Origin of the sequence: Mixta theicola (genome assembly GCF_002895925.1) — a bacterium.
Classification (GTDB): domain Bacteria; phylum Pseudomonadota; class Gammaproteobacteria; order Enterobacterales; family Enterobacteriaceae; genus Mixta; species Mixta theicola.
Genome location: NZ_NWUO01000013.1, coordinates 1 through 19,813, shown reverse-complemented (window position 1 = coordinate 19,813; position 19,813 = coordinate 1). Strand labels below are relative to the sequence as shown.

Here is a 19,813-nt window from a genome sequence, read left to right as displayed (position 1 = left end):
TCAGATTTTCCTTAGTGAAATTCTGATAAAAATGGTTCGAAAAGTACGCAGAAACATAGTGGTTTCTTAAGTATTCATAAGCGGCGACTTAAGAGATGTTGGAGATTAGTTTTGCGGCATTTCTGAAAGTATGTCAGAAAGTAAATCAAAGACTTCACTAAACAGATGCTCGCAAAAGGGGGCGAGAAGGGGCATAAGTATACTAATTGTTAAAATTCCGATCGATAAGGTTACAGGAAAGCCAATGGCAAAAACTGATAGCTGAGGTGCAACACGGTTTAACAAACCCAGGGCCAGGTTAATCGTGAGTAATAAAATGATAAGCGGTAACGCCAGTCGCATACCGTTAAGGAAGATTAATCCTCCTGCTTTGGCAAGCGCCAGGAATGCATTCGCGTTAAGTGGATCACCACCAATAGGTAAAGTATGAAAACTGTCTGCCAGCAGCGAAATTAACCACAGGTGTCCGTTGAAGGTTAAAAACAGCAGCATCGCCAGCATATCCAGGAAGCGGGCCAGCACCGGCATATTCAGTCGGCTGCCAGGATCGAAGAAGGTCGCAAAAGAAAGCCCCATCTGTAATCCGATAAGTTCACCCGCCATACGCACCGCGGCAAAAGCGAACTGCATGGTGAAGCCTAAGGCAATGCCGATCAGTATCTGCTGGATCAACAGCCAAAAACCGCCAACGGAAAACAGCGTTACCGTGGTTGGCGGCAGCTGCGGCGCCATAATCCAGGTAATCATCACCGCCAGACCAATTTTGACCTTTTTACTCACGGCGCGTTCACTGAAAATAGGCGCAGTACTGAACAAAGCCAGCAAACGCACCAGCGGCCAGAAAAACTGGCCGACCCAGAGCATCAGTTGGTTGCTGTCCAGCGTTAACATAGGTGCGGTCTCTTAAAGGTCGGACGGAGAAGAGCGGGGCGGTTAGCCGATCATATAGGGCAGGTTGGTGAACAGCGTGCGGATATAGTCCAGCAGCAGGTTCAGCATCCACGGACCGGCCACCACCACGGTAGCGGCCACGGCCAAAATTTTGGGAATAAAGGAGAGCGTCTGCTCATTGACCTGAGTCGCCGCCTGCAGCAGGCTGATAAACAGGCCGCTGACCAGCGCGGCCAGCAACAGCGGGGCCGCCACCATCAGGGCGATTTTCATTGCGTCGTGGCCAAGGACCATTACCGATTCTGGGGTCATGATTGCTCCGGGTATCAGGAATAAAAGCTCTGCGCCAGCGATCCGACCAGCAGCTGCCAGCCATCCACCAACACAAATAACATCAGCTTAAATGGCAGGGCAATCGTTGCCGGCGGTACCATCATCATCCCCAGCGCCATCAGCACGCTGGCAATGACCAGATCGATAATCAAAAAAGGAATGAACACCGTAAAGCCAATCTGAAAAGCGGTTTTCAGCTCGCTGGTGACGTAGGCCGGCAGCAGGATGCGCATCGGCACCGCTTCCGGCCCGGCGATCGGCGCGGTATTCGCCAGACGGGCAAACAGAGCGAGATCCGCTTCGCGCGTCTGACGCAGCATAAACTCACGCAGCGGCTGCGCGCCTTTGTCCATCGCCACTTCCATCGAAATTTTGTCCTGACTGAACGGCAGATAGGCATCCTGATAAATCTTATCGAATACCGGCGCCATGATAAAAAAAGTCAGGAACAGCGACAGGCCCAGCAGCACCTGGTTCGGCGGTGCGGAAGGCGTACCCAGCGCGTTGCGCAGCAGGCCGAAAACGATAATGATGCGCGTAAAGCTGGTCATCATCAGCAAAATGGCCGGCAAAAAGGTCAGCGAGGTAATAAAAACCAGCGTCTGCACCGGCAAAGACCAACTCTGACCGCCGTTCGGCAGCGGCTGAGTGACCAGGCCAGGCAATTGAGCATGCACCTCCGGCGTTAACAACAGCAGCGGCAGAAGGGGAAGCAGACGACGAATCATTGTGGTTTTCCGGGACGTTTCACTAACGTCTGTAAAATCTGACGGAAGTCAGGTGCCGCCTGTACGGGCGGCGCATCCTGTTGTTCGGGATCTTTTGGCGGCAGCGTATGCAGATGGGTAATCTGCTGCGCGGTCACGCCCAGCACCAGGCGCGCATCTTCCACCTCGACAATCACCACACGCTCGCGCTGGCCAACCTGTACGCTGGCGCTGATTTTCAACGCCTGCGGGCCGCCAAGGCGCTTCGGCGTAAAGCCAAGACGCCGGGCCAGCCAGGCGCAGGCGAGGATCAGTAACACGATCCCTGCCAGTACGCTGCTGACCTGCGTTAACGCCGATCCGGTAGAAAAGGCGGGCTGTGGAGCCTGATGAGTCGTTGCCTGCTGGGTGCTGTTGTTCATTATTAGCGGCTCAAACGGCGCATACGTTCAGACGGCGTGATAATGTCGGTGATACGTACGCCATACTTATCATTCACCACCACCACTTCACCCTGAGCAATCAGGTAACCGTTGATCAGAATATCCAGCGGCTCACCGGCAAGGCCTTCCAGCGCCACCACCGAACCCTGCGACAGGCGCAGCAGCTCTTTGATAGTCATCTTGGTGCGGCCCAGTTCAACGGTGAGCTTGACCGGAATATCCATAATCAGATCGATATCCTGCAGCGATCCGCCGAGATCTTTGCTGTCCAGTGATTTGAACACGCTCTCGGTGGATGACGCGCTGTCGGTCGAGGCTTGTTCATTCATCGCCTCCGCCCACAGATCGTCCGCAGAGATACTGTCATCGGACGTTTTTTTGCTGTCACTCATCGGGCTGTTCCTCATTCAGCGAATTCAATATCGGATTAATTAAGTGTTCTACACGCAGCGCGTATTGTCCATTCAGGGTGCCATATTGGCTGGTTAATACCGGAACGCCATCAACGTGAGCGATAATGCGATCCGGTTTTTCAATCGGTAATACATCGCCGGGCTTCAGCTGCAGGATGCGTGACAAACGCAGAGAAACGTCGGCAAAGTTAGCAATCAGCTCCAGCTCGGAGTGCTGCACCTGCTTCACCAGCGTGTCGCGCCAGTGTTTATCTTCCTGCCGCGAGTTTTCCAGCGGCGGGTTAACCAGCAGTTCGCGCAGCGGCTCGATCATGCTGAAGGGGATACAAATATTAAATTCCCCTGTCAGGTTGCCGATCTCCACCTGAAACGGCGTGGTAACCACAATATCGTTCGGCGACGTGGTGATATTGGTAAATTTTACCTGCATCTCCGAACGCACATATTCAACTTCCAGCGGATAAATCGCTTTCCATGCATCGCTGTAGCCTTCCAGCGCCAGCTTCAGCATGCGGCGGATTACGCGCTGTTCCGTATGGGTAAATTCGCGTCCCTCAACCTTGGTAGGGAAGCGACCATCGCCGCCGAACAGGTTATCCACCGCGATAAATACCAGGCTGGGCGAGAAAACGAACAGCGCTGTGCCGCGCAGCGGCTTCAGGTGGATCAGGTTCAGGTTGGTCGGCACCGGCAGGTTGCGGGCAAATTCATGGTACGGCTGAATTTTAATCGCCCCAACGCTAATATCCGGACTACGACGCAACAGATTAAACAGTCCCATACGGAACTGGCGCGCAAAACGCTCGTTGATAATTTCCAGCGCCTGCAGGCGCTCGCGCACCACGCGACGCTGGGTATTAGGATCGTACGGGCGAATAGTGTCATCGCCGGTACTTTTATTCTTATCATCTTCCGCGCTTTCACTGTCGCCATTGAGAAGCGCGTCAATCTCAGCCTGTGAAAGAATGCTATCGCCCATTAACTCACCTCAATATGAAGGCGGTAAACAGAACATCGTTTACGACCTGCGGAGGTTGACCTTTAACCAGCGGCGGCGCCAGCGACTGCTTGATCTGTTCGATCAGCGCCTGCTTACCCTGTTCCGATGCCAGCTTCAATGAATCCTGGCGTGAGAGCAGCAGCAGCAGTCGGCTACGAACTTCAGGCAGATAGTCGTTCATGCGAAGACGCGTCGCCTCATCCGGCAGACGCAGGGTAAAACCTACGTACAGCACGCGATCGGGATCGTTATCCGCATTGACCAGGTTAACCGTAAATGTATCAAGAGCAAAAAAGACCGGTGCGGCAGGTGGTTCCACTTTCGCGGCTTCCTGGTGTCCGTCGGTTTTATTCATTGTTCGCCACACTAGATAGCCTGCCACGCTACAAGCGGCCAGCGTTACAACCAGTAACACCGGAATCAGGATGGAACGTTTGCGGCCTTTAGCTTTCGCGTTATCAGACATTTTGCAGAAATACCCTGTGAATTATCTGGGGCAGGCCATAGTGGCGAGCCGGAAGTGATTATCGCGCGTCTCTCGCCGATCAATGGGGGGAAAAGACGCGCCTTTTGCTTTTACCTTTGGCGTTTGTCACCGTCAGGCGAATGTATCTACTGCGCTACTGCCCGCCGCGCGCGCCTGCAAGGCGGCGGGAACGGTCAACGGGGTAACGTCATCTTCACTACCGGTTGCCAGCGAAAAACCGCCCTGCGGCTGGTCGCGACGCGACTCCTGCTGGTTACCAAAACTCTGGCTCTGCGGGAAAGCATCGCTGCTGACGTTGCTCTGGGCCAGGTTGATGCCGTTCTCCGCCAGCGCGGTACGCAGATGAGGCAAAGCGGCCTCCAGCGCGGCGCGCACCTGGCTGTGGTTTGACACCATATTCAGCTGCGCCTGATCGTCATCCAGCTTCAGGCTGATCTGGATCGCGCCTAAATCATCCGGGTGCAGATGCAGCTCGGCGTTCTGCTGTCCGTTGCGGCTGAACATCAGCACCTGCTGGCTTACCGCCTGCTGCCATTCCGGGCTGCCCAGCTGCGCATTAATCTGCGAGGTCGCTGGCGTCATCGCCGTGGCCGACGCGGTGGGCGCAGCGGCAGCGGCGGTGGCGTTGTTCATTACGGCTGACAGCGCGCTCAGCGTATGCGTCGGCAGGCTCTCTTTATTATCTTTACCTTCCTCCTGACGCGTGTCGTTCATCAGGCTCTGGAAGCTGGAAAGCGGGGATTTTTCCTCGCTGCCGGCTGTCGTCGCGGCGGTAGTCAACGGCATACCGCCGGTCAGGCTGGCCTTATCCGCACCGGCATCCGCCTGATCCGCAGCGGCGGGCTGCTGCGCGGTCAATGTCGCCAGCGTGGCCTTCAGGTTTCCGCTCTGCGTGCTCAGGGGGCTGAGGCTCTCGCCGTCCAGTTTCACTTCATTACTTTTAGCGGCCTGTTGTACCAGCGGCGTTTGCGGCAGCATGGCGAACAGCGCCTGTAAAGATTGCTGATCGGCAGCGCTTAAACTGTCCTGTTTCAGCTCATCTTTATCATCGACGAGCTTAAGGTTCTCTTTAGCCTTTTCCGGCGTCAGCAGCGCATTAATCGCATCCGGCTTTTGCAGCGCGCTCAGCAGCTGGCTTAGCCCGGCCGCCGGTTTTTTTTCCGTCAGCGTTTCCTGTGCGTCGGCGACCGGCGCGGCTTTCTCATCGCCCTGTTTCGCCAGCGTCAGCAGGCGATTGCCGAGCAGCGACAGAAACGTGTCCGGCAGCTGGCCGGAAGCCGCGCCGTCGCCGCTGGTAAGATCGGCGCCGCTCTCGACGCTGACGGTATTGACTGATGTTGGCAACTTAATCATTAGCCTTCCTCAAAGATGCCCGCTGGGCATACTCATCCATCCGTTTCTGATCGAGACGGTTTTCCTGTAATAGTTCACTGGCCTGCGAACGAGCCTGAAGCGTTTCCCAGGCGTGCAGCCGCTGCTGTTTGTTGCGCCAGACGTTGAGCGCCTGTTCGACTTTTTGCGTACACTGCGCCAGCTGGTGACGATGCTGTTCGATGGCTTTTTCCAGCGTCTGAATAAACTGGTGATAGTTAGTCCAGCGCGAACTGGCGATGCCGGACGACATGTTGTTGTTCAGCTTATGGCGGTATTCATCCTGATAGTTAAGCAGCATATTCAGCTGCTCGTCCGCCTGCTGCTGGGCGCGACGCATCGTACCCAGCCGGATCGCCGCGTCTTCCACCTCTTTCTGCGCCAGGTCGCGCAGGGTTTCCATCGCACTGTTGGGTTTAGCCATCGTCAGGTGACCTCATTTCTCGCGTCGGGCCGCGGCCCGGCGACATCAACCAAAAATTGCCTGTAGATGCAGGCAGGCATCGTCATAGCGGCTCTGCTCGAAGATGCCCTGTTGCAAAAAGGATTCCAGCATTGGCCACAGCTTAATCGCCTTATCCAGCATCGGATCGCTCCCGGCCGCATAGGCGCCGACGCTAATCAGATCGCGGTTGCGCTGATAGCTGGAGAGCAGCTGCTTAAACTGGCGCACGCGCGCGTAGTGCGTTTCATCGATCAGCGCGGTCATCGCTCGACTGATCGAGGCTTCAATATCGATGGCCGGATAGTGACCCGCCTCCGCCAGCCGCCGCGACAGCACTACGTGGCCGTCAAGAATGGCGCGGGCGGAGTCGGCAATCGGGTCCTGCTGATCGTCACCTTCGGTTAATACGGTATAGAAGGCGGTAATCGAACCGCCGCCGTCGATGCCGTTACCGGCGCGTTCCACCAGCGCGGGCAGCTTGGCGAAAACCGAAGGCGGATAGCCTTTGGTCGCCGGCGGCTCGCCGATCGCCAACGCAATTTCACGCTGCGCCATCGCATAGCGCGTTAATGAATCCATGATCAGCAGTACATGCTGGCCGCGATCGCGGAAGTCTTCGGCGATGCGCGTGGCGTAGGCCGCGCCCTGCATACGCAGCAGCGGAGAAACATCCGCCGGTGCGGCAATCACTACCGAGCGCGCGCGTCCCTCGGCGCCAAGAATATTTTCAATAAAATCTTTTACTTCACGGCCACGTTCACCAATCAGCCCGACCACGATCACGTCGGCTTTGGTGTAGCGCGCCATCATGCCGAGCAGCACGGATTTCCCCACGCCGGAGCCGGCAAACAGCCCCATACGCTGACCGCGGCCTACCGTCAGCAGCGCGTTAATCGCGCGGACGCCGGTATCCAGCACGTCGGTAATCGGCGTACGCTGCAGCGGGTTAAAGGGCGGAGTAATCAGCGGCGCGCGGTAGCCGGTTTCCGGGGCGGGCAGGCCGTCCAGCGGACGACCGCTGCCGTCCAACACGCGGCCCAGCAGCTGCGGGCCCAGCATCAGCTGTTTGCCGCTCTGAGCGCTGTCGCCGTTGCCGCGGGCAAATACGCGCGCGCCGGGCAGAATGCCTTCCACCTCTTCCAGCGGCATCAAAAAGAGTTTCTGACCGTTGAAGCCGACCACTTCGCTTTCGACTTCAGCAATCTGCTTACCGTCGTGGCGTTCAATAACGCAGGTCGCGCCCAGCGGCAGCTGGAGGCCGGTCGCCTCCAGCACCAGACCGGTAGCGCGCGTCAGGCGACCGTAGCGGCGCACTTCAGGCACGTCCGCCATGCGTTTTTCAAACGCATCCAGTGAACCCAGCCAGCGTGAAAGACGGGTTGTCATTACAGTTCTCCCGGCGCCGCCAGGCGGCATAATTCATACCAGCGCGTCGCCACGCTGGCGTCCAGATCGCCATCTTCCGCGCTCAGTTTGCAGCCGCCCGGATGCAGCGAGCTGTCAGCCAGCAGGCGCCAGCCGTGCAGGTCAAGCGTAGGGCCAAGCGTCTGTTCAACGCGTTGCAGATCGTCAGGATGAACCCGCAGCTGCGGCTTGCCGCTGAACATCGGTTCCTGCTGGATCATCTGCTGAATTTGACGCAGCAGGGCAGAGCCGTCGACCGCCGTCGCCTGGCCGATAACCTGACGCGCCGCCTCCAGCGCCAGCTGCAGCAGGCGCGAGGCGATCACGCTGTCCAGCGCTTCCAGCGTGTGCTGAAATTCGGTGACCAGCTGCTGCATACGCGCCTGAACCGGCGCCTGCTGCTGCTGAGCTTCCGCCAGCCCCTGCTGAAAACCGGCATCAAAGCCCGCCTGTTTTCCTTCATTAAAGCCTTTCTGCTGACCTTCGGCGTAGCCTTGCGCATGAGCGTCAAGGCGCGCCTGGATCTGGATCTGCTCCAGCTGCGACTGCGACGAAAGCGCTTCGCTTTCTTCGCTAACGTCGAAGGTGAACTCGGGCTCGGCCTGCAGCTCGGCGGCGGGCGGGTCAAAGCGCGTTAAATCGTCAGGCTGCCAGCGCTGCCACGGACGGGAAGAAAAGGCATCAGACATAAGTTTCCTCGCCGCCGCCAATCACCATTTCGCCGCTTTCCGCCAGGCGACGAACGATAAGCAGGATCGCTTTCTGTTCGTTTTCTACCAGCGACATACGTACCGGGCCGCGGTTGGCGAGGTCGTCGCGCAGAATATCGGCAGCACGCTGCGACATATTCTTGAGGAACTTCTCGCGCAGCGGCTGATCGGCGCCTTTCAGTGCCACCAACAGCGATTCAGATTCCACTTCCTGCAGCAGGCGCTGGATGCTGCGGTCGTCCACATCCACCAGGTTTTCGAACAGGAACATTTCGTCGATAATTTTCTGCGCCAGTTCGCCATCGAACTCGCGTACCGCATCCATAACCGCTTCTTCCTGCTGCGTTTTCATCAGGTTGATGATTTCCGCCGCGGTTCTTACGCCGCCCATCTTCGCGCGCTTGAGGTTCTGACCATCCAGCAACGAGTTGAGTACTTCGGTCAGCTCCGCCAGCGCCGCTGGCTGCACGCCGCCGAAGGTGGCGATACGCAGCATCACGTCGTGACGCAGACGATCGTCGAACTGGGCCAAAATATCCGCCGCCTGTGAACGCTTCAGATGGACCAGGATGGTGGCGATAATCTGCGGATGTTCGTCGCGGATCAGATCGGCAGCCGCCTGCGGCTCCATAAAGTTGAGCGTTTCCATACCGGTGGTGGTTTCGCGCGTTTCCAGAATGTCTTCCAGCAGCGTCGCGGCGCGCTCTTCGCCCAGCGCCTTAACCAGTACCGAACGCAGATATTCATTGGAGTTCAGGCTCAGCGCCGCGAACTGCTCGGCATCCACCTCAAACTCACGTAGCACGTCGGCCAGCTGCTGGTGAGAAACCTGGCGCATATTGGCCATGGCCGCACTCAGGTGCTGCACTTCCCGCGTGCTGAGGTGCTTGAACACTTCAGCCGCGCGGTCTTCACCAATCGTCATCAGCAGGACGGCGCTTTTTTCAGTACCGGTCAGACTCATAGTTCGTTACTCATCCATTGGCGGATTACCAGCGCCACAACGCGCGGATCGTTTTCAGACATATCGCGGATGCGCTGGCTCATCACTTCGGCGCTCACGCGATGTTTAGATTTACGTTCCTGCTCCAGCTCGTCTTTGCTGAGCGAAACAGAGAAGGCTTCTTCTTCCTGGCGCTGCTGCGCCTGGGCTGCGGCCTGTTCAAGCGCCAGCCTGGTCATCTCCTGCTTACGCAGCAGCTGTGGACGAACCAGCTTGCGGTAGAGGATGAAGGCAACCAGCGCAACCAGTAACCAGCGTCCGGCGTTCATCATCTGATCGAAGAAGGACTGCTGCTGCCAGAACGGGAGATCGCCACCGGTCTCATCACTCTGGGTAAACTGCGAGTTCACCACGTTTATGCTATCGCCACGATCGCCGGAGTAGCCCATCGCTTCACGCGTCAGATCTTCAATCTGCTTCAGCTGTTTCTCATCCAGCGCAATCGCTTTGCCTTTAGCATCGGCGCGATAGTTCACCACTACGGCAACCGACAGGCGCTTCACGCTGCCCACGTTCAGTTTGGTATGACGAATGGTACGATCCAGCTCATAGTTGGTCGTTTCATCATGATGCGTATTGGACGGCGCCGAACGCGCAGCGTTAGTGCTGGCCGTGGTGCTGGCCGCCGCGCCGTTATTATTGCCCGCCGTCGGATTCGCATTCGCTTTAGGCGTTTCGATCGGCGCGCTGTTAGCCGGCGCAGGCTGGTTAGAGAGCGCACCCGGTACGCCGCCAGGATACTGACCGCCAATCTGCTCGTTGTTGCTGCTCTGACGAGAGCGGATAGCGGCATTGGCCGGATCGGTATTTGGTTTGTACTGCTCTTCCGTCTGTTCACGCGCATCGAAATCGATCTGGGCGGTGACCTGAGCATGCACGTTGCCGCTGCCCACGATTGGCCCAAGGATGGCTTCGATACGCTGCTGATAACGGCTTTCCACTTCGGTGGTATATTTCAGCTGGGCATCGTTCAGATCGCGACCGGCCGCGTCGGAGCGGGTCAGCAGACGACCGCTTTGATCGACCACCGTTACGTTGCCCGGCGGAAGACCGGCCACGCTGCTGGAAACCATATGTACGATGGCGCTAATCTGACCTTCATCCAGCGCGCGTCCCGGCTGCAGATTCAGCGTGACGGAGGCGGAAGGGGACTTTTGTTCGCGAACGAACAGCGTAGGTTTAGGCATCGCCAGATGGACGCGGGCGCTTTTTACCGGGCCGAGCGTCTCAATGGTGCGTGACAGTTCGCCTTCCAGCGCGCGCTGGTAGTTAACCTGCTCGCTGAACTGGCTGATACCGAACTTTTCTTTATCCAGCAGTTCAAAACCGACGGCGCCGCCTTTCGGCAGGCCCTGCTGAGCGAGACGCAGGCGCAGCTCGTGCACCTTTTCTGCCGGCACCATCAGCGCGCCGCCTTTCTCTTCGAAGCGGTAGGGGATATTCATTTGAGTCAGCTGCGTTACGATCGCGCCGCCATCCTCATCTGAGAGGTTATTATAAAGGACGCTATAATCCGGTGCTTTCGCCCACAGTACCATCGCGACAATGATGGCAGTAGCGGCGGCGGCTGCGATTATCAGCGGGATCCGCGGATTGGCGCGCAGGCGAGCAACAAGGTCATTTAAGCCTTTCTTATTTGCTGTTTCCTGAGTTGCGGTTGCATTCATGACCATTTCCTGCCTGACAGTTGACCGGACTGTGTGTTAAGTGGTGACAAAACTGACTCCCTGATGCGGCTTAGAAAAGTTCCACTTCAATGGGTGCCATTATTTTCCTGTTCGTAAATTTCGATGGGTCAAAAAGCCACGTTTTTTGCTGTCATTTACGCCCTTTGTCCTATTGACTTTGTGTTAAGTTTGTTTGCGTGAATTAAACGAACCGCCAATAACAACGAGGGTTAACATGGCAATCCAGGGGATAGAAAGCGTGATCCAGCAGCTGCAGCTTGGTTCGCTGCAGGCAAGTAACAAGAACACCGACAGCGCGGCGCAGGTGGATTTTTCCGCACAGATGAAAGCGGCGCTGGATAAAATTAGTGAAACGCAGAATCACGCCCGCGTGCAGGCGCAGGATTTTACGCTGGGCAAACCGGGAATCGCGCTGAACGACGTGATGATCGATCTGCAGAAGTCATCGGTTTCCATGCAGATGGGCGTTCAGGTGCGTAATAAGCTGGTGTCGGCTTATCAGGAAATTATGAATATGCAGGTGTAGTGGGATAATTTATTAATAATTAAAATAACCAGCCGTTCCCCTGTAGAGCATATGCAGAGCCAATTCGTTAAGCTTCGATTTGTGAAAGCTAACCTGCTCAGGACTGTTTACTGCTATGCACGTCCGTAAAGCTGATAAAACCTCGCTGCGTTAGCGAATCCCATCTGTGTGGCCACATAGCTGTGATTCGCTCCGGCAACCGCGACGCGTAATTCGAGGGAATATTTTGTTCTGCTCATTGAACCGCACCTTATTGAGTTGAGGATGCAACTTTGGGGGGGAGTTCAGGGCGAGGCTGGTTGAATACGATGGATTGCTATAGCAATGAAAAGTGCCATGAGCCAATGGCGTTTCTTGTCAGAACCATAACCTTTTCTTCGCCATCAATAACAACGTAAAACTGTTCTTTAACTTTAAGGTTTCGTGGAAAGCTTTCATTACCTTCGTATCGAACGGTAATCTTTTTTCCAAAAATCTCAGCCTCAGCTTTTTTATCGAATTGAGGCAGGTAAATTGTCTTCTTCACTGCTTATCCTCCTTCTGATAAACCGGGGCGCTGCCGCGCGATCCGCCTGTAGGGCTGCACGCTCGCCCTGAAGTAATCACCTAAATCTGCTGACTGCGGTAGTTCTGATGACAGGATAAAGGAAGAGTGGAGCGGCCAGCGGGAATCGAACCCGCGTCATCAGCTTGGGAAGCTGAGGTAATGCCATTATACGATGGCCGCCTGGTGGGTCGTGCAGGGTTCGAACCTGCGACCAATTGATTAAGAGTCAACTGCTCTACCAGCTGAGCTAACGACCCAGGCGGGAAATATCCTGGCACATGGTATAACAAGAGTATTGAGACATATCAAGCGAACACCAAAAAGTTCGTGCTGGACGGGGCTAATTTATCGCAGGCGGTCAATGCCAGCCCCGACATCAATAGATGACACATCGCCATGTTACGGCCCTGGCATACTCAACGATGGCAGACACATAATGCAGAGTCTACTACGCTAAAGATATTCTTATCGGAACTGTAGCACCTTTATTATGGCAAGGGGGATATGATGTCTGAAGGCGGAGAAGTTAAAAATGTCGTGGCAAGCAAGATGCGTGACATGGATTTGGTTTATCTCACTAATATCGTGAACGCGGTTGGCGGATCTTTTGGTATTACCCTGTTTCTGAAAGGCACCGTGATCAGCGGTTTAATGATCTCAGGTAAAGAATATTATTCAACCCTGGCTGAAAACTTAGCGCTTGTCGGGGATGTCGGTGAAAATTTAGCGCAACATTTTTCGCGGGTCGCTGATGACGTTTACACTCCTGTGTCAGAAAGCGAGTCTATCCCGGCAAACTTTATCCATATGAAAGATGTGAAGATTAAATCCGGCACCGGGGAGTTTGACGAAATGCAAAATGCCCTGTTACGGCTAAAAATTGAAGAGATAGACGGTCACATTGTGGGTAACGTCTCTTAATTCGCTCTCGTTTTATCAAACCGCCTGCGGGCGGTTTTTTACTGGGAACAGGATGCTCGTTTCGGCCTTACCTGAGCCGTTGGCATGAGGAGAGCGGCTATGTTTATTAAAAAGTTGCTGGTCACAGGTTTTTTAGCCGTCAGCGTTTTGTCTTCAAACGTTGTTCTGGCTAAGGCTTCTCGCCTTTCTGATGACCAGGTAAAACAAAAAGTCATTGATGAATCGATTGAGGCGTATCCGGGAACATGCGCCTGTCCCTTTAACACGGCAAGAAATGGCAGCCATTGCGGCAGGCGTAGCGCCTGGAGCAAAGAGGGTGGCTATGCGCCTGTCTGCTATAAAAATGAGATTACTCAGGAAATGATTTCGGCGTGGCGAAAAGAACACAATGCTTAAATTAACCCGCTTCGGTGAGGACGTTAAGTCACGCCGATATTAAAGTTGCTCCCGATTAAATCCTGGCTGCTTCGGTTCATACTAATTAAAACCCGGCTGCTTCCGTTCAGGCAATAAGGGCATTAGACGTTGTACGGTTATCCAGGCGCAACCCGATTATCCGGGAAAACAGACCTGCGTTAACCAGGCTGGCAGCATTAACTTCTGCATCGGGTTCCCGGCAGGCCAGGCGCCTGCGTTCCAGCGAAACGTTTATTTAAATAAATAGCGGTATCTTTTTGCATGTAAAGCCGTACAGCGTGATTGATTTTTGGATGTGGTGCCGGAAAATAAATTTTTCAGACAGGATATTTGCTGATATACGCTTACTGATGAAAAATAATATTAGCGAATATCCGATATTCAGAGGTTAGTTTTTCATTTTTTTCAGAAGTTTCCTGCTAGCTTTTTTTATTTTAGTCCGCCGAGGTTCTGCTAATCTTCAACAGGTAAGAGACTACGGAGGAGCGGGGATGAACAAACGTATACTTTTTGCCATCTTAGCCGTCGCGTTTTTAGCTGGCGCTATTCTGCGTTTTATGGCGGGCGGCATGGCTTATGGGCTGATGTTGTTAATTCTGGCAGGCGCATCGGCCTGGTTTAGCATTAAAGCGCAGCGGGATTAAAGGGCGCGCCGTTTCTGTTTAATGGCGTAGCAGAGGATCTTATAAAAATAAAGCGAGGCGGGAGTATTTTTTTCTATACGTTTCTTTACGCAGCAAGGCATTTAGCGCAAAAAAAGCGCTGTGCTTTTAATTTTTTCCTTCCTGAGTAAAACAATTTAAAATAACGCTTGCGCTCAATTAGGTTCCATGAGTAAATAGCGCATCGGTTTGAAAGACAGACCTTATGAAAGCAGTTTTAGTAAAGCAGTCCTCATTTAAAGCGTTATCTTAGATACCCTTCTTCGTGAGCCTCTTCCTAAGTGCCCAGTAAGTATTCTCTGCAATACAGACCTTGTATGCCACGATAGCTGGCTCCCCAATTAAGAAGGAAGTATCTATGTCTAACAAAATGACTGGTTTAGTAAAATGGTTCAACGCTGAGAAAGGTTTCGGCTTCATTTCTCCGGAAGACGGCAGCAAAGATGTATTCGTACATTTCTCTGCAATCCAGAGCAACGATTTCAAAACCCTTGATGAAGGCCAGAAAGTGCAGTTCTCTATTGAGAACGGTGCTAAAGGTCCGTCAGCAACTAACGTTGTTGCGCTGTAAGGCTCTGTAGCCTGCATCAAGCCTTGCAATAGCGATGAAGGTTTTAACCTGAGCAGTGAGGCACCATGATAAAGGCAAAGGCTACGGTCTGATGACCGGCGCAAACTTTCAAAAGCGGCTGATATTCAGTTCGCATTTTGAATAGAAAGGCTCACTTCGGTGGGCCTTTTTTACGTCTGAAAATCGGTGATCTGGTAAACCAGAACCGCATCCACATGGATAGGGCCATTAAACAAGCAGGATGGAAGGGCGCAAACTAACCTGGACCACGGTAAGAAAGCCGCCGGTAACAGTCTTAACTGTGACCGGGCCAACAGGAGAAAAATTTGTTGCCCGGTTATCTGCGGCGCTCGCCTACACTTATTAAGCCCCTGTCGGGTTACTGGAGGTTAACATGTCAGAGCGTCCTGATGTAATCGATCCGCTGGAAGATGATGAGCCCGTACCGCAAACGCCGGACGAAATCGTTGACGACGATGATGATGATGCCGATCCGTTGGAAGATGACGATGACAACGATCAGGATCCCAGCACGGTTATTTAGCCCAAAAAAAACCGCCCCAACGGGCGGTTTCTTGATCTGGCGTCGGATTACTCCGCCACCAGCCACATATCCGCTTCATCAAACATCTCTTCAACGATGCGGATAATAATTGATTTATCGCTTTTGCTGGCGTCGCTTTCAATGGCGTTACGCTGCATGGCTTTGGCTTTCACTTCTGCATCCGGGAAGGTGCGATGGATCCGTTTTTGCAGCTCTTCCAGAATAAGTTCGTGCGCGCCAGGCAACCCGGCAACGTTGCGCTTGTCATAAATTAGTTCAACAAACATGGGTAGCAATCCTCTTGATTCCGCACCGCTCGAAGCGCCAGCTATCATACTGGATATGCAAACAGTATCAAATGCATTTTTAGCCTTTCACTCTAAGAAAATTATTATTCCGTCAGCTTTACGTTTTGTCTTATACAACTCAGCGCGTTCGCATGCTAGTTTCGGCGCAAAAGTAACAGGGGATTATCATGAAACACCTTGTCATCGATATTTTGATGAAGCTGGCAAAAATGGATGTAGAAGCCAAAGAAATTACCGCGCAGGTAGAAGCGCAGTCTTTACTGATTGCCGCGCTACTGTTAACAGCCGGGAAAGAAGGGTCAGACAGCATTGAAAAGAATGTTAATAACGCCATACTGGCGGCTTCGCGAGCCACGCCCGATGTGATTCAGTCCGATATTGATTTGCTTTTGACGCACATTAACCGGCTGCTGGCGGTAACGCACTATATCGATAAGACGGCGGAGTAACAGTGAAAAGTTACCTCTGGAGGTGAAAATCCAGCGACACTTCCAGAGGCAGTGCAAGGCACCATTCGTTCAAGGTGTGTTGTGACAGTGGTCACACCAAATAAGTTATACAAAATTAATAAATTTGTACAACTTTATCCGGTTCCAACGCGACTGGTTAAAGCGATAACTCACTTGTTAATAAAAACCGCTCTCAGGCGGCTACAGATCGTTTTTCCGACAAAATTCTTCCCACGTCATCCCCAGCGCCGCCGCATGTTCTTGTAGATAAGCCTCTATCGCCTGCATCGCCACTTCTTTATTGGGTTCTGCCAGCTGAATGGAAAACAGAATAGCATCCTGATTTTTAGCGCGCAGAAACGAGGCGTACAACCGATCCGCCTGCATACTGCGATATTGCGCCAGCGGCATTTTAAAACCGTCCGCTTCTTCCTGCGTCAGGCCATCAAGGGCTGCCTGAAAGTCAGGATGGGCCGACAAAAACATTGAACGGGCGATAGCATAATACTCTTGAGGCGTTTTCATGGAAGTAACCTGTAAATAAAGCCAGCCTTAAGTGTAACCTGACGCGGCGCAGCTGTCAGGACGTAGCCGTTTAACCGCCGCAAAGTTATTCAGTGCTGGCCAAGTCCGTGAAAAAGCGGCCGCCAGGCGCACGCATTCGCCACTCTGGCGCGCAAGTTTCTTGCGCTGACGGGGGGAAAAATTATAACGTAGCCGCCATCAAACGAAGGTTAGGGAGCCAGAATGAAAAAGTGGATGCTGTTGGGCGCGCTGGCGCTGACGGGCTGTACGCAGATTAATCAATACCAGCAGGCGGTAAAAACTCCCGCACCGGCCAATCTGCAAGGCTACTGGCAAACTACCGGGCCGCAGCACGGGCTGATTAGCGATCGGGCGCTGGGAAGCCTGATTATTACTGCCGAGGGAGATACGCTGGATTGTCGTCAGTGGCAGCGGGTCATCGCTAAGCCGGGTAAGCTGACGCTGCTGAACGGAGAGTACGTTAACGTTAATAAGCAGTTGCGCGTTATGCCGCTGGAACTGGATGGCAACGAATTGCGCTACGACAAGCTGACGCTGAAGAAAATGGATCAGCCGACTATCGAATGCCAACAGGCGCTGGAGCAGGTGGCGCTTCAGCCAGATGCGGCGGTTATCCGGAACATCGAACCGCAAAATATGCGCGCCGTTTTTGCGCCGCAGCCTGCCGAAAGCCAGCCGTAAAAGAGGCGATGACGCGCGGGCGCGTGTCATCTTCTCGTGCTCTGTTGCTCCGGCTGCGGGGTTAGCTATCTGTCGGAAAAAGCACGTTGCCGGAAAAACGTCCGTAGGCAGAGGTAACGTTCTTTTGTTGATTGCCCTGATTAACCAGCATGCGCAGCTCATCCATCCGGCGGACAAGCAGATCTTTAATCAGGTTTTCATTCTCCAGCAGCTGGGTGAGCAGCGGACGAATCTGCGTTTGTAGCGCGGCGGACAGAGTCGTGTCAGCCACCGCCTGTGTCACGCTTTCGACCGCCTGGATATAACTCATTTCATGACCGATCAGCTCATCCCATTGGCTCTGTTTCGCCAGCGACAACATGGTATTACTGAGCATCAGCAGTTGCTGATAACGGCGAAGCAAATCAATGTTAGCTGACATAATCAGGCGTCCTGAGTAGCATGCGCGTTCGGACCGATCTCTTTCCAGGCATCGGCAATATTAGTCAACAATCTTTCCACTTCTGCAATAGCCTCAGGGTCATTATGCAGGTTGGCATGCAGCAGACGGCGCGTCATGTAGTCATACAAACCGTCAAGATTCGCTGCAATCTCGCCGCCAGCCTCGTGATTCAGGCCGGCGCGCAGGCCGTTAGTGATAATATTGATGGCTTTAGATAGCGCCTGACCTTTGCCGGGAATGTCGCCCTGTTCCATCAAAATGGCCGCTTTTTTCATGGCGCTTAGCGCGCCATCAAACAGCAGAACCACCAATTGATGCGGAGTGGCGCTCATCACGGCACTTTCAACGCCAACCTGGGCGTAGGCCTGGATTCCCGATTTTGCGTACATTTTATTCCTCTGATTAGCTATTCATCGCATCGAACTGTTGGGTCAGATAGTTCCCGGTCTGCGTCATCGATGAAACTAAGGTACTTAAGCTGGTAAATTGTGTTTTATAGCGCGCCATGGTCGCGGTGATCTGATCGTTCACCTGATCGTACTGATCGGACAGACGCTTCAGCGTGGTATTAATACCGTCTTCGGCTTGTTGTACCGAACCGTCTGAAGCCAGCATCGACTCAAGCAGGTTGCTGGCCTGCGTCGCGAAGCCGGTAGTCTTGCCGTCACCTGACAGAAAGGTCACCACGCTGGCCGATTTTTCATCTAACGCCGTATTCAGCTTATCGCTGTCTACCGTCAGCTTGCCGTCAACATCCTGCGTTACGCCGATCTGCGACAGCAGCGAATAGTCGCCGCCGGACTGCGAAGTGGACAGCATTGAACGCAGGCGCGTTTGAATATTACGCAGCGTGCCGTCACCCAGCAGATCGCCGTTGCTGGTACTCTGAGCGTCGCTGCCCTGATCGACCGTGGTATATTTGGTCTGGTTAGCGATGGTGGTCTGCAGCGAGTTATAGGCGTCAACATAAGCCTGCACCGCGTCAACCATCGGCTGATTGTCTTTTTGTACCGTCAGGGTTTCCGGGCTGCCGACGTTAGTTTTCGTCAGTGCCAGGGTCACGCCTTCCGGCGCATCGGTAATGGTATTGCTGCTGCGCGTAATCGCTACGCCGTTAATCGTCAACTCGGCATCGGCGGCGGCAACCTGCTGGCTCATGCCGTTGGTTGCTGAAGTTTTATCATAGCTAATGTACTGCGCCAGCGAGCTATCGTCGGTGGTTACCGTCATTTCATTAGCGGTGCCGGTATCACGCGAGGTCAACGACAGGTAATAGGTATCGTCGTCAGACTTAATAATACTGGCGGTAACGCTACCCTGCTGCTTGTTAATCGCGTCGCGAATATCCGACAGGCTGCTTTGATCCTGCGTCAGCGTCACGGTCATCGGCGTGTCCTGACCGCTTTGCGTGATGGTAATGGTGCGTGAGGCCAGCGAGCTGTCGCCTAAATCCGAATCTTTGCTGGGTGCGGATTTAGAAAGCAGCGACTGCGCCTGGGCGAGCTGACTCACTTCCACCGAATAGCTGCCTGCCGACGCGTCGTTAGCCAGCGTCGCGCTAAATGCGGTATTGGTGCTGCTCACTTTGGTTGAGGCAATTTTAGACGTGTCTTTCAGCGTATCGGCTGCCGTCTGCAATTTTTCCAGCGATGTTTGCACGATACCCCAGGCGGTCAGCTTAGCCTTATAGGAAGTCTGCTGCGTGGTAATCGGCGTCAGGCGTGTTTGTTCTGATGACTCAAGGCTGTCATACAACGTTTGCAGATCGAGACTGGTACCTGCACCGAGAGAGCTAACACTTGCCATGTTGTAATCCTTCGTTCGTTGACTATCACTGGGTGAGGGTATCGGCAGCAGCAGAGAAAAGATTAGCCTCAAAGAAAAAAATCAATGGGCAGATAACGCGCCCTTCTTTATTGCAGTTCCGGCTTTTAACGTTTTGCTAATTTTTGGCGAAAATTTTCTAAAGGTTGTTTTAGGGCTGACGATAATGAGGTTGACGGTGATGAAGCCGTATAACAGATGCCTGAATCTGAACCCATTTTTAAAGGAAAACCATCATGGCAGTTATTAATACTAACACTCTGTCGCTGACTACTCAGAACAACCTGAGCAAATCTCAGTCTTCTCTGGGCACCGCGATTGAGCGCCTGTCTTCTGGCCTGCGTATCAACAGCGCAAAAGATGACGCAGCAGGTCAGGCAATCGCTAACCGCTTCACTTCTAACATCAACGGCCTTGGCGTGGCAGCACGTAACGCCAACGACGGTATCTCCCTGGCGCAGACCGCTGAAGGCGCGCTGA

The 19,813-nt window shown here is 53.8% G+C and carries 28 protein-coding genes and 2 tRNA genes; 9 read left to right on the top strand and 21 right to left on the bottom strand.

Annotated elements, in window-relative coordinates; genetic code table 11:
- Window positions 1–105: 105 nt before the first annotated feature.
- From fliR to fliF, 13 genes are all read right to left on the bottom strand, one after another.
- Entirely contained in the window at window positions 106–891 is a 786-nt protein-coding gene (gene fliR, locus COO59_RS16040; RefSeq protein ID WP_103060767.1) for a flagellar biosynthetic protein FliR, read from the bottom strand.
- Window positions 892–933: 42 nt separating this feature from the next.
- Window positions 934–1,203 (bottom strand): flagellar biosynthesis protein FliQ, encoded by a 270-nt coding sequence (gene fliQ / locus COO59_RS16035; RefSeq protein WP_103060766.1) that lies wholly within the window; start codon window positions 1,201–1,203, stop codon window positions 934–936.
- Between the two features lie 14 nt (window positions 1,204–1,217).
- The gene (fliP, locus tag COO59_RS16030) at window positions 1,218–1,949 is read right to left on the bottom strand and encodes a flagellar type III secretion system pore protein FliP (RefSeq protein ID WP_103060841.1); all 732 of its coding nucleotides are present in this window, start codon (window positions 1,947–1,949) and stop codon (window positions 1,218–1,220) included.
- Window positions 1,949–2,353 (bottom strand): flagellar biosynthetic protein FliO, encoded by a 405-nt coding sequence (fliO, locus tag COO59_RS16025; RefSeq protein ID WP_103060765.1) that lies wholly within the window; start codon window positions 2,351–2,353, stop codon window positions 1,949–1,951. The genes fliP and fliO overlap by 1 nt, the downstream gene beginning before the upstream one ends.
- Before the next feature lie 2 nt (window positions 2,354–2,355).
- On the bottom strand, window positions 2,356–2,766 hold the full coding sequence (gene fliN, locus COO59_RS16020) for a flagellar motor switch protein FliN (RefSeq protein ID WP_103060764.1): 411 nt from the start codon (window positions 2,764–2,766) through the stop codon (window positions 2,356–2,358).
- Window positions 2,759–3,766, bottom strand: coding sequence for a flagellar motor switch protein FliM (gene fliM / locus COO59_RS16015; RefSeq protein WP_103060763.1), 1,008 nt, complete (start codon window positions 3,764–3,766; stop codon window positions 2,759–2,761). Before fliM ends, fliN begins: the two co-directional genes overlap by 8 nt.
- Window positions 3,767–3,770: 4 nt before the next feature.
- Complete coding sequence (gene fliL / locus COO59_RS16010) at window positions 3,771–4,253, bottom strand: flagellar basal body-associated protein FliL (protein WP_103060762.1); 483 nt, start codon at window positions 4,251–4,253, stop codon at window positions 3,771–3,773.
- A 132-nt stretch (window positions 4,254–4,385) separates the two neighbouring features.
- Window positions 4,386–5,627 (bottom strand): flagellar hook-length control protein FliK, encoded by a 1,242-nt coding sequence (locus COO59_RS16005; protein ID WP_103060761.1) that lies wholly within the window; start codon window positions 5,625–5,627, stop codon window positions 4,386–4,388.
- A complete protein-coding gene (fliJ, locus tag COO59_RS16000; RefSeq protein WP_103060760.1) occupies window positions 5,620–6,069 on the bottom strand; it encodes a flagellar export protein FliJ in 450 nt (149 codons plus the stop codon). Before fliJ ends, COO59_RS16005 begins: the two co-directional genes overlap by 8 nt.
- A gap of 45 nt (window positions 6,070–6,114) precedes the next feature.
- A complete protein-coding gene (fliI, locus tag COO59_RS15995) occupies window positions 6,115–7,476 on the bottom strand; it encodes a flagellar protein export ATPase FliI (protein ID WP_103060759.1) in 1,362 nt (453 codons plus the stop codon).
- Window positions 7,476–8,183 (bottom strand): flagellar assembly protein FliH, encoded by a 708-nt coding sequence (gene fliH / locus COO59_RS15990; protein WP_103060758.1) that lies wholly within the window; start codon window positions 8,181–8,183, stop codon window positions 7,476–7,478. Before fliH ends, fliI begins: the two co-directional genes overlap by 1 nt.
- Window positions 8,176–9,168 carry a flagellar motor switch protein FliG gene (fliG, locus tag COO59_RS15985; protein WP_103060757.1) on the bottom strand — a complete coding sequence of 331 codons (993 nt, stop codon included), beginning with the start codon at window positions 9,166–9,168 and terminating at the stop codon, window positions 8,176–8,178. The genes fliH and fliG overlap by 8 nt, the downstream gene beginning before the upstream one ends.
- Window positions 9,165–10,874, bottom strand: coding sequence for a flagellar basal-body MS-ring/collar protein FliF (gene fliF, locus COO59_RS15980; RefSeq protein ID WP_409371634.1), 1,710 nt, complete (start codon window positions 10,872–10,874; stop codon window positions 9,165–9,167). Before fliF ends, fliG begins: the two co-directional genes overlap by 4 nt.
- 235 nt (window positions 10,875–11,109) lie before the next feature.
- On the opposite strand from fliF, the gene fliE reads away from it, so the two are divergent.
- Window positions 11,110–11,421 carry a flagellar hook-basal body complex protein FliE gene (gene fliE / locus COO59_RS15975; protein ID WP_103060755.1) on the top strand — a complete coding sequence of 104 codons (312 nt, stop codon included), beginning with the start codon at window positions 11,110–11,112 and terminating at the stop codon, window positions 11,419–11,421.
- A gap of 316 nt (window positions 11,422–11,737) precedes the next feature.
- Here the strand turns inward: fliE and COO59_RS15970 are convergent, their stop codons facing one another.
- The 3 genes from COO59_RS15970 to COO59_RS15960 form a co-directional block, all read right to left on the bottom strand.
- Window positions 11,738–11,947, bottom strand: a complete 210-nt coding sequence (locus COO59_RS15970) for a hypothetical protein (protein WP_103060754.1) — start codon at window positions 11,945–11,947, stop codon at window positions 11,738–11,740.
- Between the two features lie 127 nt (window positions 11,948–12,074).
- Window positions 12,075–12,148 (bottom strand) — tRNA-Gly (locus tag COO59_RS15965).
- A 1-nt stretch (window position 12,149) separates the two neighbouring features.
- Window positions 12,150–12,225 (bottom strand) — tRNA-Lys (locus COO59_RS15960).
- Between the two features lie 247 nt (window positions 12,226–12,472).
- On the opposite strand from COO59_RS15960, the gene COO59_RS15955 reads away from it, so the two are divergent.
- The 5 genes from COO59_RS15955 to COO59_RS20955 all read left to right on the top strand — a co-directional run bounded on the left by COO59_RS15955 (window position 12,473) and on the right by COO59_RS20955 (window position 15,083).
- Window positions 12,473–12,889, top strand: coding sequence for a gas vesicle protein (locus COO59_RS15955; RefSeq protein WP_133158612.1), 417 nt, complete (start codon window positions 12,473–12,475; stop codon window positions 12,887–12,889).
- Between the two features lie 99 nt (window positions 12,890–12,988).
- Window positions 12,989–13,285, top strand: a complete 297-nt coding sequence (locus COO59_RS15950) for a hypothetical protein (RefSeq protein ID WP_103060752.1) — start codon at window positions 12,989–12,991, stop codon at window positions 13,283–13,285.
- 512 nt (window positions 13,286–13,797) lie between these two features.
- Entirely contained in the window at window positions 13,798–13,950 is a 153-nt protein-coding gene (locus COO59_RS20960) for a hypothetical protein (protein WP_165786531.1), read from the top strand.
- Window positions 13,951–14,326: 376 nt separating this feature from the next.
- Window positions 14,327–14,539 carry a transcription antiterminator/RNA stability regulator CspE gene (gene cspE / locus COO59_RS15945; RefSeq protein ID WP_103060751.1) on the top strand — a complete coding sequence of 71 codons (213 nt, stop codon included), beginning with the start codon at window positions 14,327–14,329 and terminating at the stop codon, window positions 14,537–14,539.
- Between the two features lie 394 nt (window positions 14,540–14,933).
- Complete coding sequence (locus tag COO59_RS20955; RefSeq protein WP_165786530.1) at window positions 14,934–15,083, top strand: hypothetical protein; 150 nt, start codon at window positions 14,934–14,936, stop codon at window positions 15,081–15,083.
- Between the two features lie 47 nt (window positions 15,084–15,130).
- On the opposite strand, the gene COO59_RS15940 is transcribed toward COO59_RS20955, so the two are convergent.
- Complete coding sequence (locus tag COO59_RS15940; protein WP_038625468.1) at window positions 15,131–15,370, bottom strand: DinI-like family protein; 240 nt, start codon at window positions 15,368–15,370, stop codon at window positions 15,131–15,133.
- 188 nt (window positions 15,371–15,558) lie between these two features.
- On the opposite strand from COO59_RS15940, the gene iraP reads away from it, so the two are divergent.
- On the top strand, window positions 15,559–15,840 hold the full coding sequence (iraP, locus tag COO59_RS15935; RefSeq protein ID WP_103060750.1) for an anti-adapter protein IraP: 282 nt from the start codon (window positions 15,559–15,561) through the stop codon (window positions 15,838–15,840).
- Between the two features lie 201 nt (window positions 15,841–16,041).
- Here iraP and COO59_RS15930 read toward each other — a convergent pair whose 3' ends face one another.
- On the bottom strand, window positions 16,042–16,365 hold the full coding sequence (locus COO59_RS15930) for a DUF6388 family protein (RefSeq protein ID WP_103060749.1): 324 nt from the start codon (window positions 16,363–16,365) through the stop codon (window positions 16,042–16,044).
- 222 nt (window positions 16,366–16,587) lie between these two features.
- Here COO59_RS15930 and yedD point away from each other — a divergent pair, with 222 nt between their 5' ends.
- The gene (gene yedD / locus COO59_RS15925) at window positions 16,588–17,067 is read left to right on the top strand and encodes a lipoprotein YedD (protein ID WP_103060748.1); all 480 of its coding nucleotides are present in this window, start codon (window positions 16,588–16,590) and stop codon (window positions 17,065–17,067) included.
- A 61-nt stretch (window positions 17,068–17,128) separates the two neighbouring features.
- On the opposite strand, the gene fliT is transcribed toward yedD, so the two are convergent.
- From fliT to fliD, 3 genes are read right to left on the bottom strand one after another with little or no spacing between them, the layout of a single operon-like run.
- Window positions 17,129–17,488, bottom strand: coding sequence for a flagella biosynthesis regulatory protein FliT (gene fliT / locus COO59_RS15920; RefSeq protein WP_103060747.1), 360 nt, complete (start codon window positions 17,486–17,488; stop codon window positions 17,129–17,131).
- A gap of 2 nt (window positions 17,489–17,490) precedes the next feature.
- Complete coding sequence (fliS, locus tag COO59_RS15915; RefSeq protein WP_103060746.1) at window positions 17,491–17,898, bottom strand: flagellar export chaperone FliS; 408 nt, start codon at window positions 17,896–17,898, stop codon at window positions 17,491–17,493.
- Between the two features lie 13 nt (window positions 17,899–17,911).
- A complete protein-coding gene (gene fliD / locus COO59_RS15910) occupies window positions 17,912–19,315 on the bottom strand; it encodes a flagellar filament capping protein FliD (protein WP_103060745.1) in 1,404 nt (467 codons plus the stop codon).
- 254 nt (window positions 19,316–19,569) lie between these two features.
- Between fliD and COO59_RS15905 the strand changes: the two genes are divergently transcribed.
- Window positions 19,570–19,813 (top strand): flagellin N-terminal helical domain-containing protein (locus tag COO59_RS15905; protein WP_476738906.1); only part of this gene is annotated, 244 nt, incomplete at its 3' end.

Excerpts from the sequence above, each read along its gene's own strand:
- yedD (WP_103060748.1), top strand. The coding sequence starts at position 16,588 with ATGAAAAAGTGGATGCTGTTGGGCGCGCTGGCGCTGACGGGCTGTACG.
- cspE (WP_103060751.1), top strand. The coding sequence starts at position 14,327 with ATGTCTAACAAAATGACTGGTTTAGTAAAATGGTTCAACGCTGAGAAA.
- fliD (WP_103060745.1), bottom strand. The coding sequence starts at position 19,315 with ATGGCAAGTGTTAGCTCTCTCGGTGCAGGTACCAGTCTCGATCTGCAA.
- fliH (WP_103060758.1), bottom strand. The coding sequence starts at position 8,183 with ATGTCTGATGCCTTTTCTTCCCGTCCGTGGCAGCGCTGGCAGCCTGAC.
- fliR (WP_103060767.1), bottom strand. The coding sequence starts at position 891 with ATGTTAACGCTGGACAGCAACCAACTGATGCTCTGGGTCGGCCAGTTT.
- fliM (WP_103060763.1), bottom strand. The coding sequence starts at position 3,766 with ATGGGCGATAGCATTCTTTCACAGGCTGAGATTGACGCGCTTCTCAAT.
- fliF (WP_409371634.1), bottom strand. The coding sequence starts at position 10,874 with ATGAATGCAACCGCAACTCAGGAAACAGCAAATAAGAAAGGCTTAAAT.
- COO59_RS15940 (WP_038625468.1), bottom strand. The coding sequence starts at position 15,370 with ATGTTTGTTGAACTAATTTATGACAAGCGCAACGTTGCCGGGTTGCCT.
- fliS (WP_103060746.1), bottom strand. The coding sequence starts at position 17,898 with ATGTACGCAAAATCGGGAATCCAGGCCTACGCCCAGGTTGGCGTTGAA.
- fliQ (WP_103060766.1), bottom strand. The coding sequence starts at position 1,203 with ATGACCCCAGAATCGGTAATGGTCCTTGGCCACGACGCAATGAAAATC.
- COO59_RS20960 (WP_165786531.1), top strand. The coding sequence starts at position 13,798 with ATGAACAAACGTATACTTTTTGCCATCTTAGCCGTCGCGTTTTTAGCT.
- iraP (WP_103060750.1), top strand. The coding sequence starts at position 15,559 with ATGAAACACCTTGTCATCGATATTTTGATGAAGCTGGCAAAAATGGAT.
- fliG (WP_103060757.1), bottom strand. The coding sequence starts at position 9,168 with ATGAGTCTGACCGGTACTGAAAAAAGCGCCGTCCTGCTGATGACGATT.
- COO59_RS15955 (WP_133158612.1), top strand. The coding sequence starts at position 12,473 with ATGATGTCTGAAGGCGGAGAAGTTAAAAATGTCGTGGCAAGCAAGATG.
- fliI (WP_103060759.1), bottom strand. The coding sequence starts at position 7,476 with ATGACAACCCGTCTTTCACGCTGGCTGGGTTCACTGGATGCGTTTGAA.
- fliO (WP_103060765.1), bottom strand. The coding sequence starts at position 2,353 with ATGAACAACAGCACCCAGCAGGCAACGACTCATCAGGCTCCACAGCCC.
- COO59_RS15950 (WP_103060752.1), top strand. The coding sequence starts at position 12,989 with ATGTTTATTAAAAAGTTGCTGGTCACAGGTTTTTTAGCCGTCAGCGTT.
- COO59_RS20955 (WP_165786530.1), top strand. The coding sequence starts at position 14,934 with ATGTCAGAGCGTCCTGATGTAATCGATCCGCTGGAAGATGATGAGCCC.
- fliT (WP_103060747.1), bottom strand. The coding sequence starts at position 17,488 with ATGTCAGCTAACATTGATTTGCTTCGCCGTTATCAGCAACTGCTGATG.
- COO59_RS15930 (WP_103060749.1), bottom strand. The coding sequence starts at position 16,365 with ATGAAAACGCCTCAAGAGTATTATGCTATCGCCCGTTCAATGTTTTTG.
- fliJ (WP_103060760.1), bottom strand. The coding sequence starts at position 6,069 with ATGGCTAAACCCAACAGTGCGATGGAAACCCTGCGCGACCTGGCGCAG.
- fliE (WP_103060755.1), top strand. The coding sequence starts at position 11,110 with ATGGCAATCCAGGGGATAGAAAGCGTGATCCAGCAGCTGCAGCTTGGT.
- COO59_RS16005 (WP_103060761.1), bottom strand. The coding sequence starts at position 5,627 with ATGATTAAGTTGCCAACATCAGTCAATACCGTCAGCGTCGAGAGCGGC.
- fliL (WP_103060762.1), bottom strand. The coding sequence starts at position 4,253 with ATGTCTGATAACGCGAAAGCTAAAGGCCGCAAACGTTCCATCCTGATT.
- fliN (WP_103060764.1), bottom strand. The coding sequence starts at position 2,766 with ATGAGTGACAGCAAAAAAACGTCCGATGACAGTATCTCTGCGGACGAT.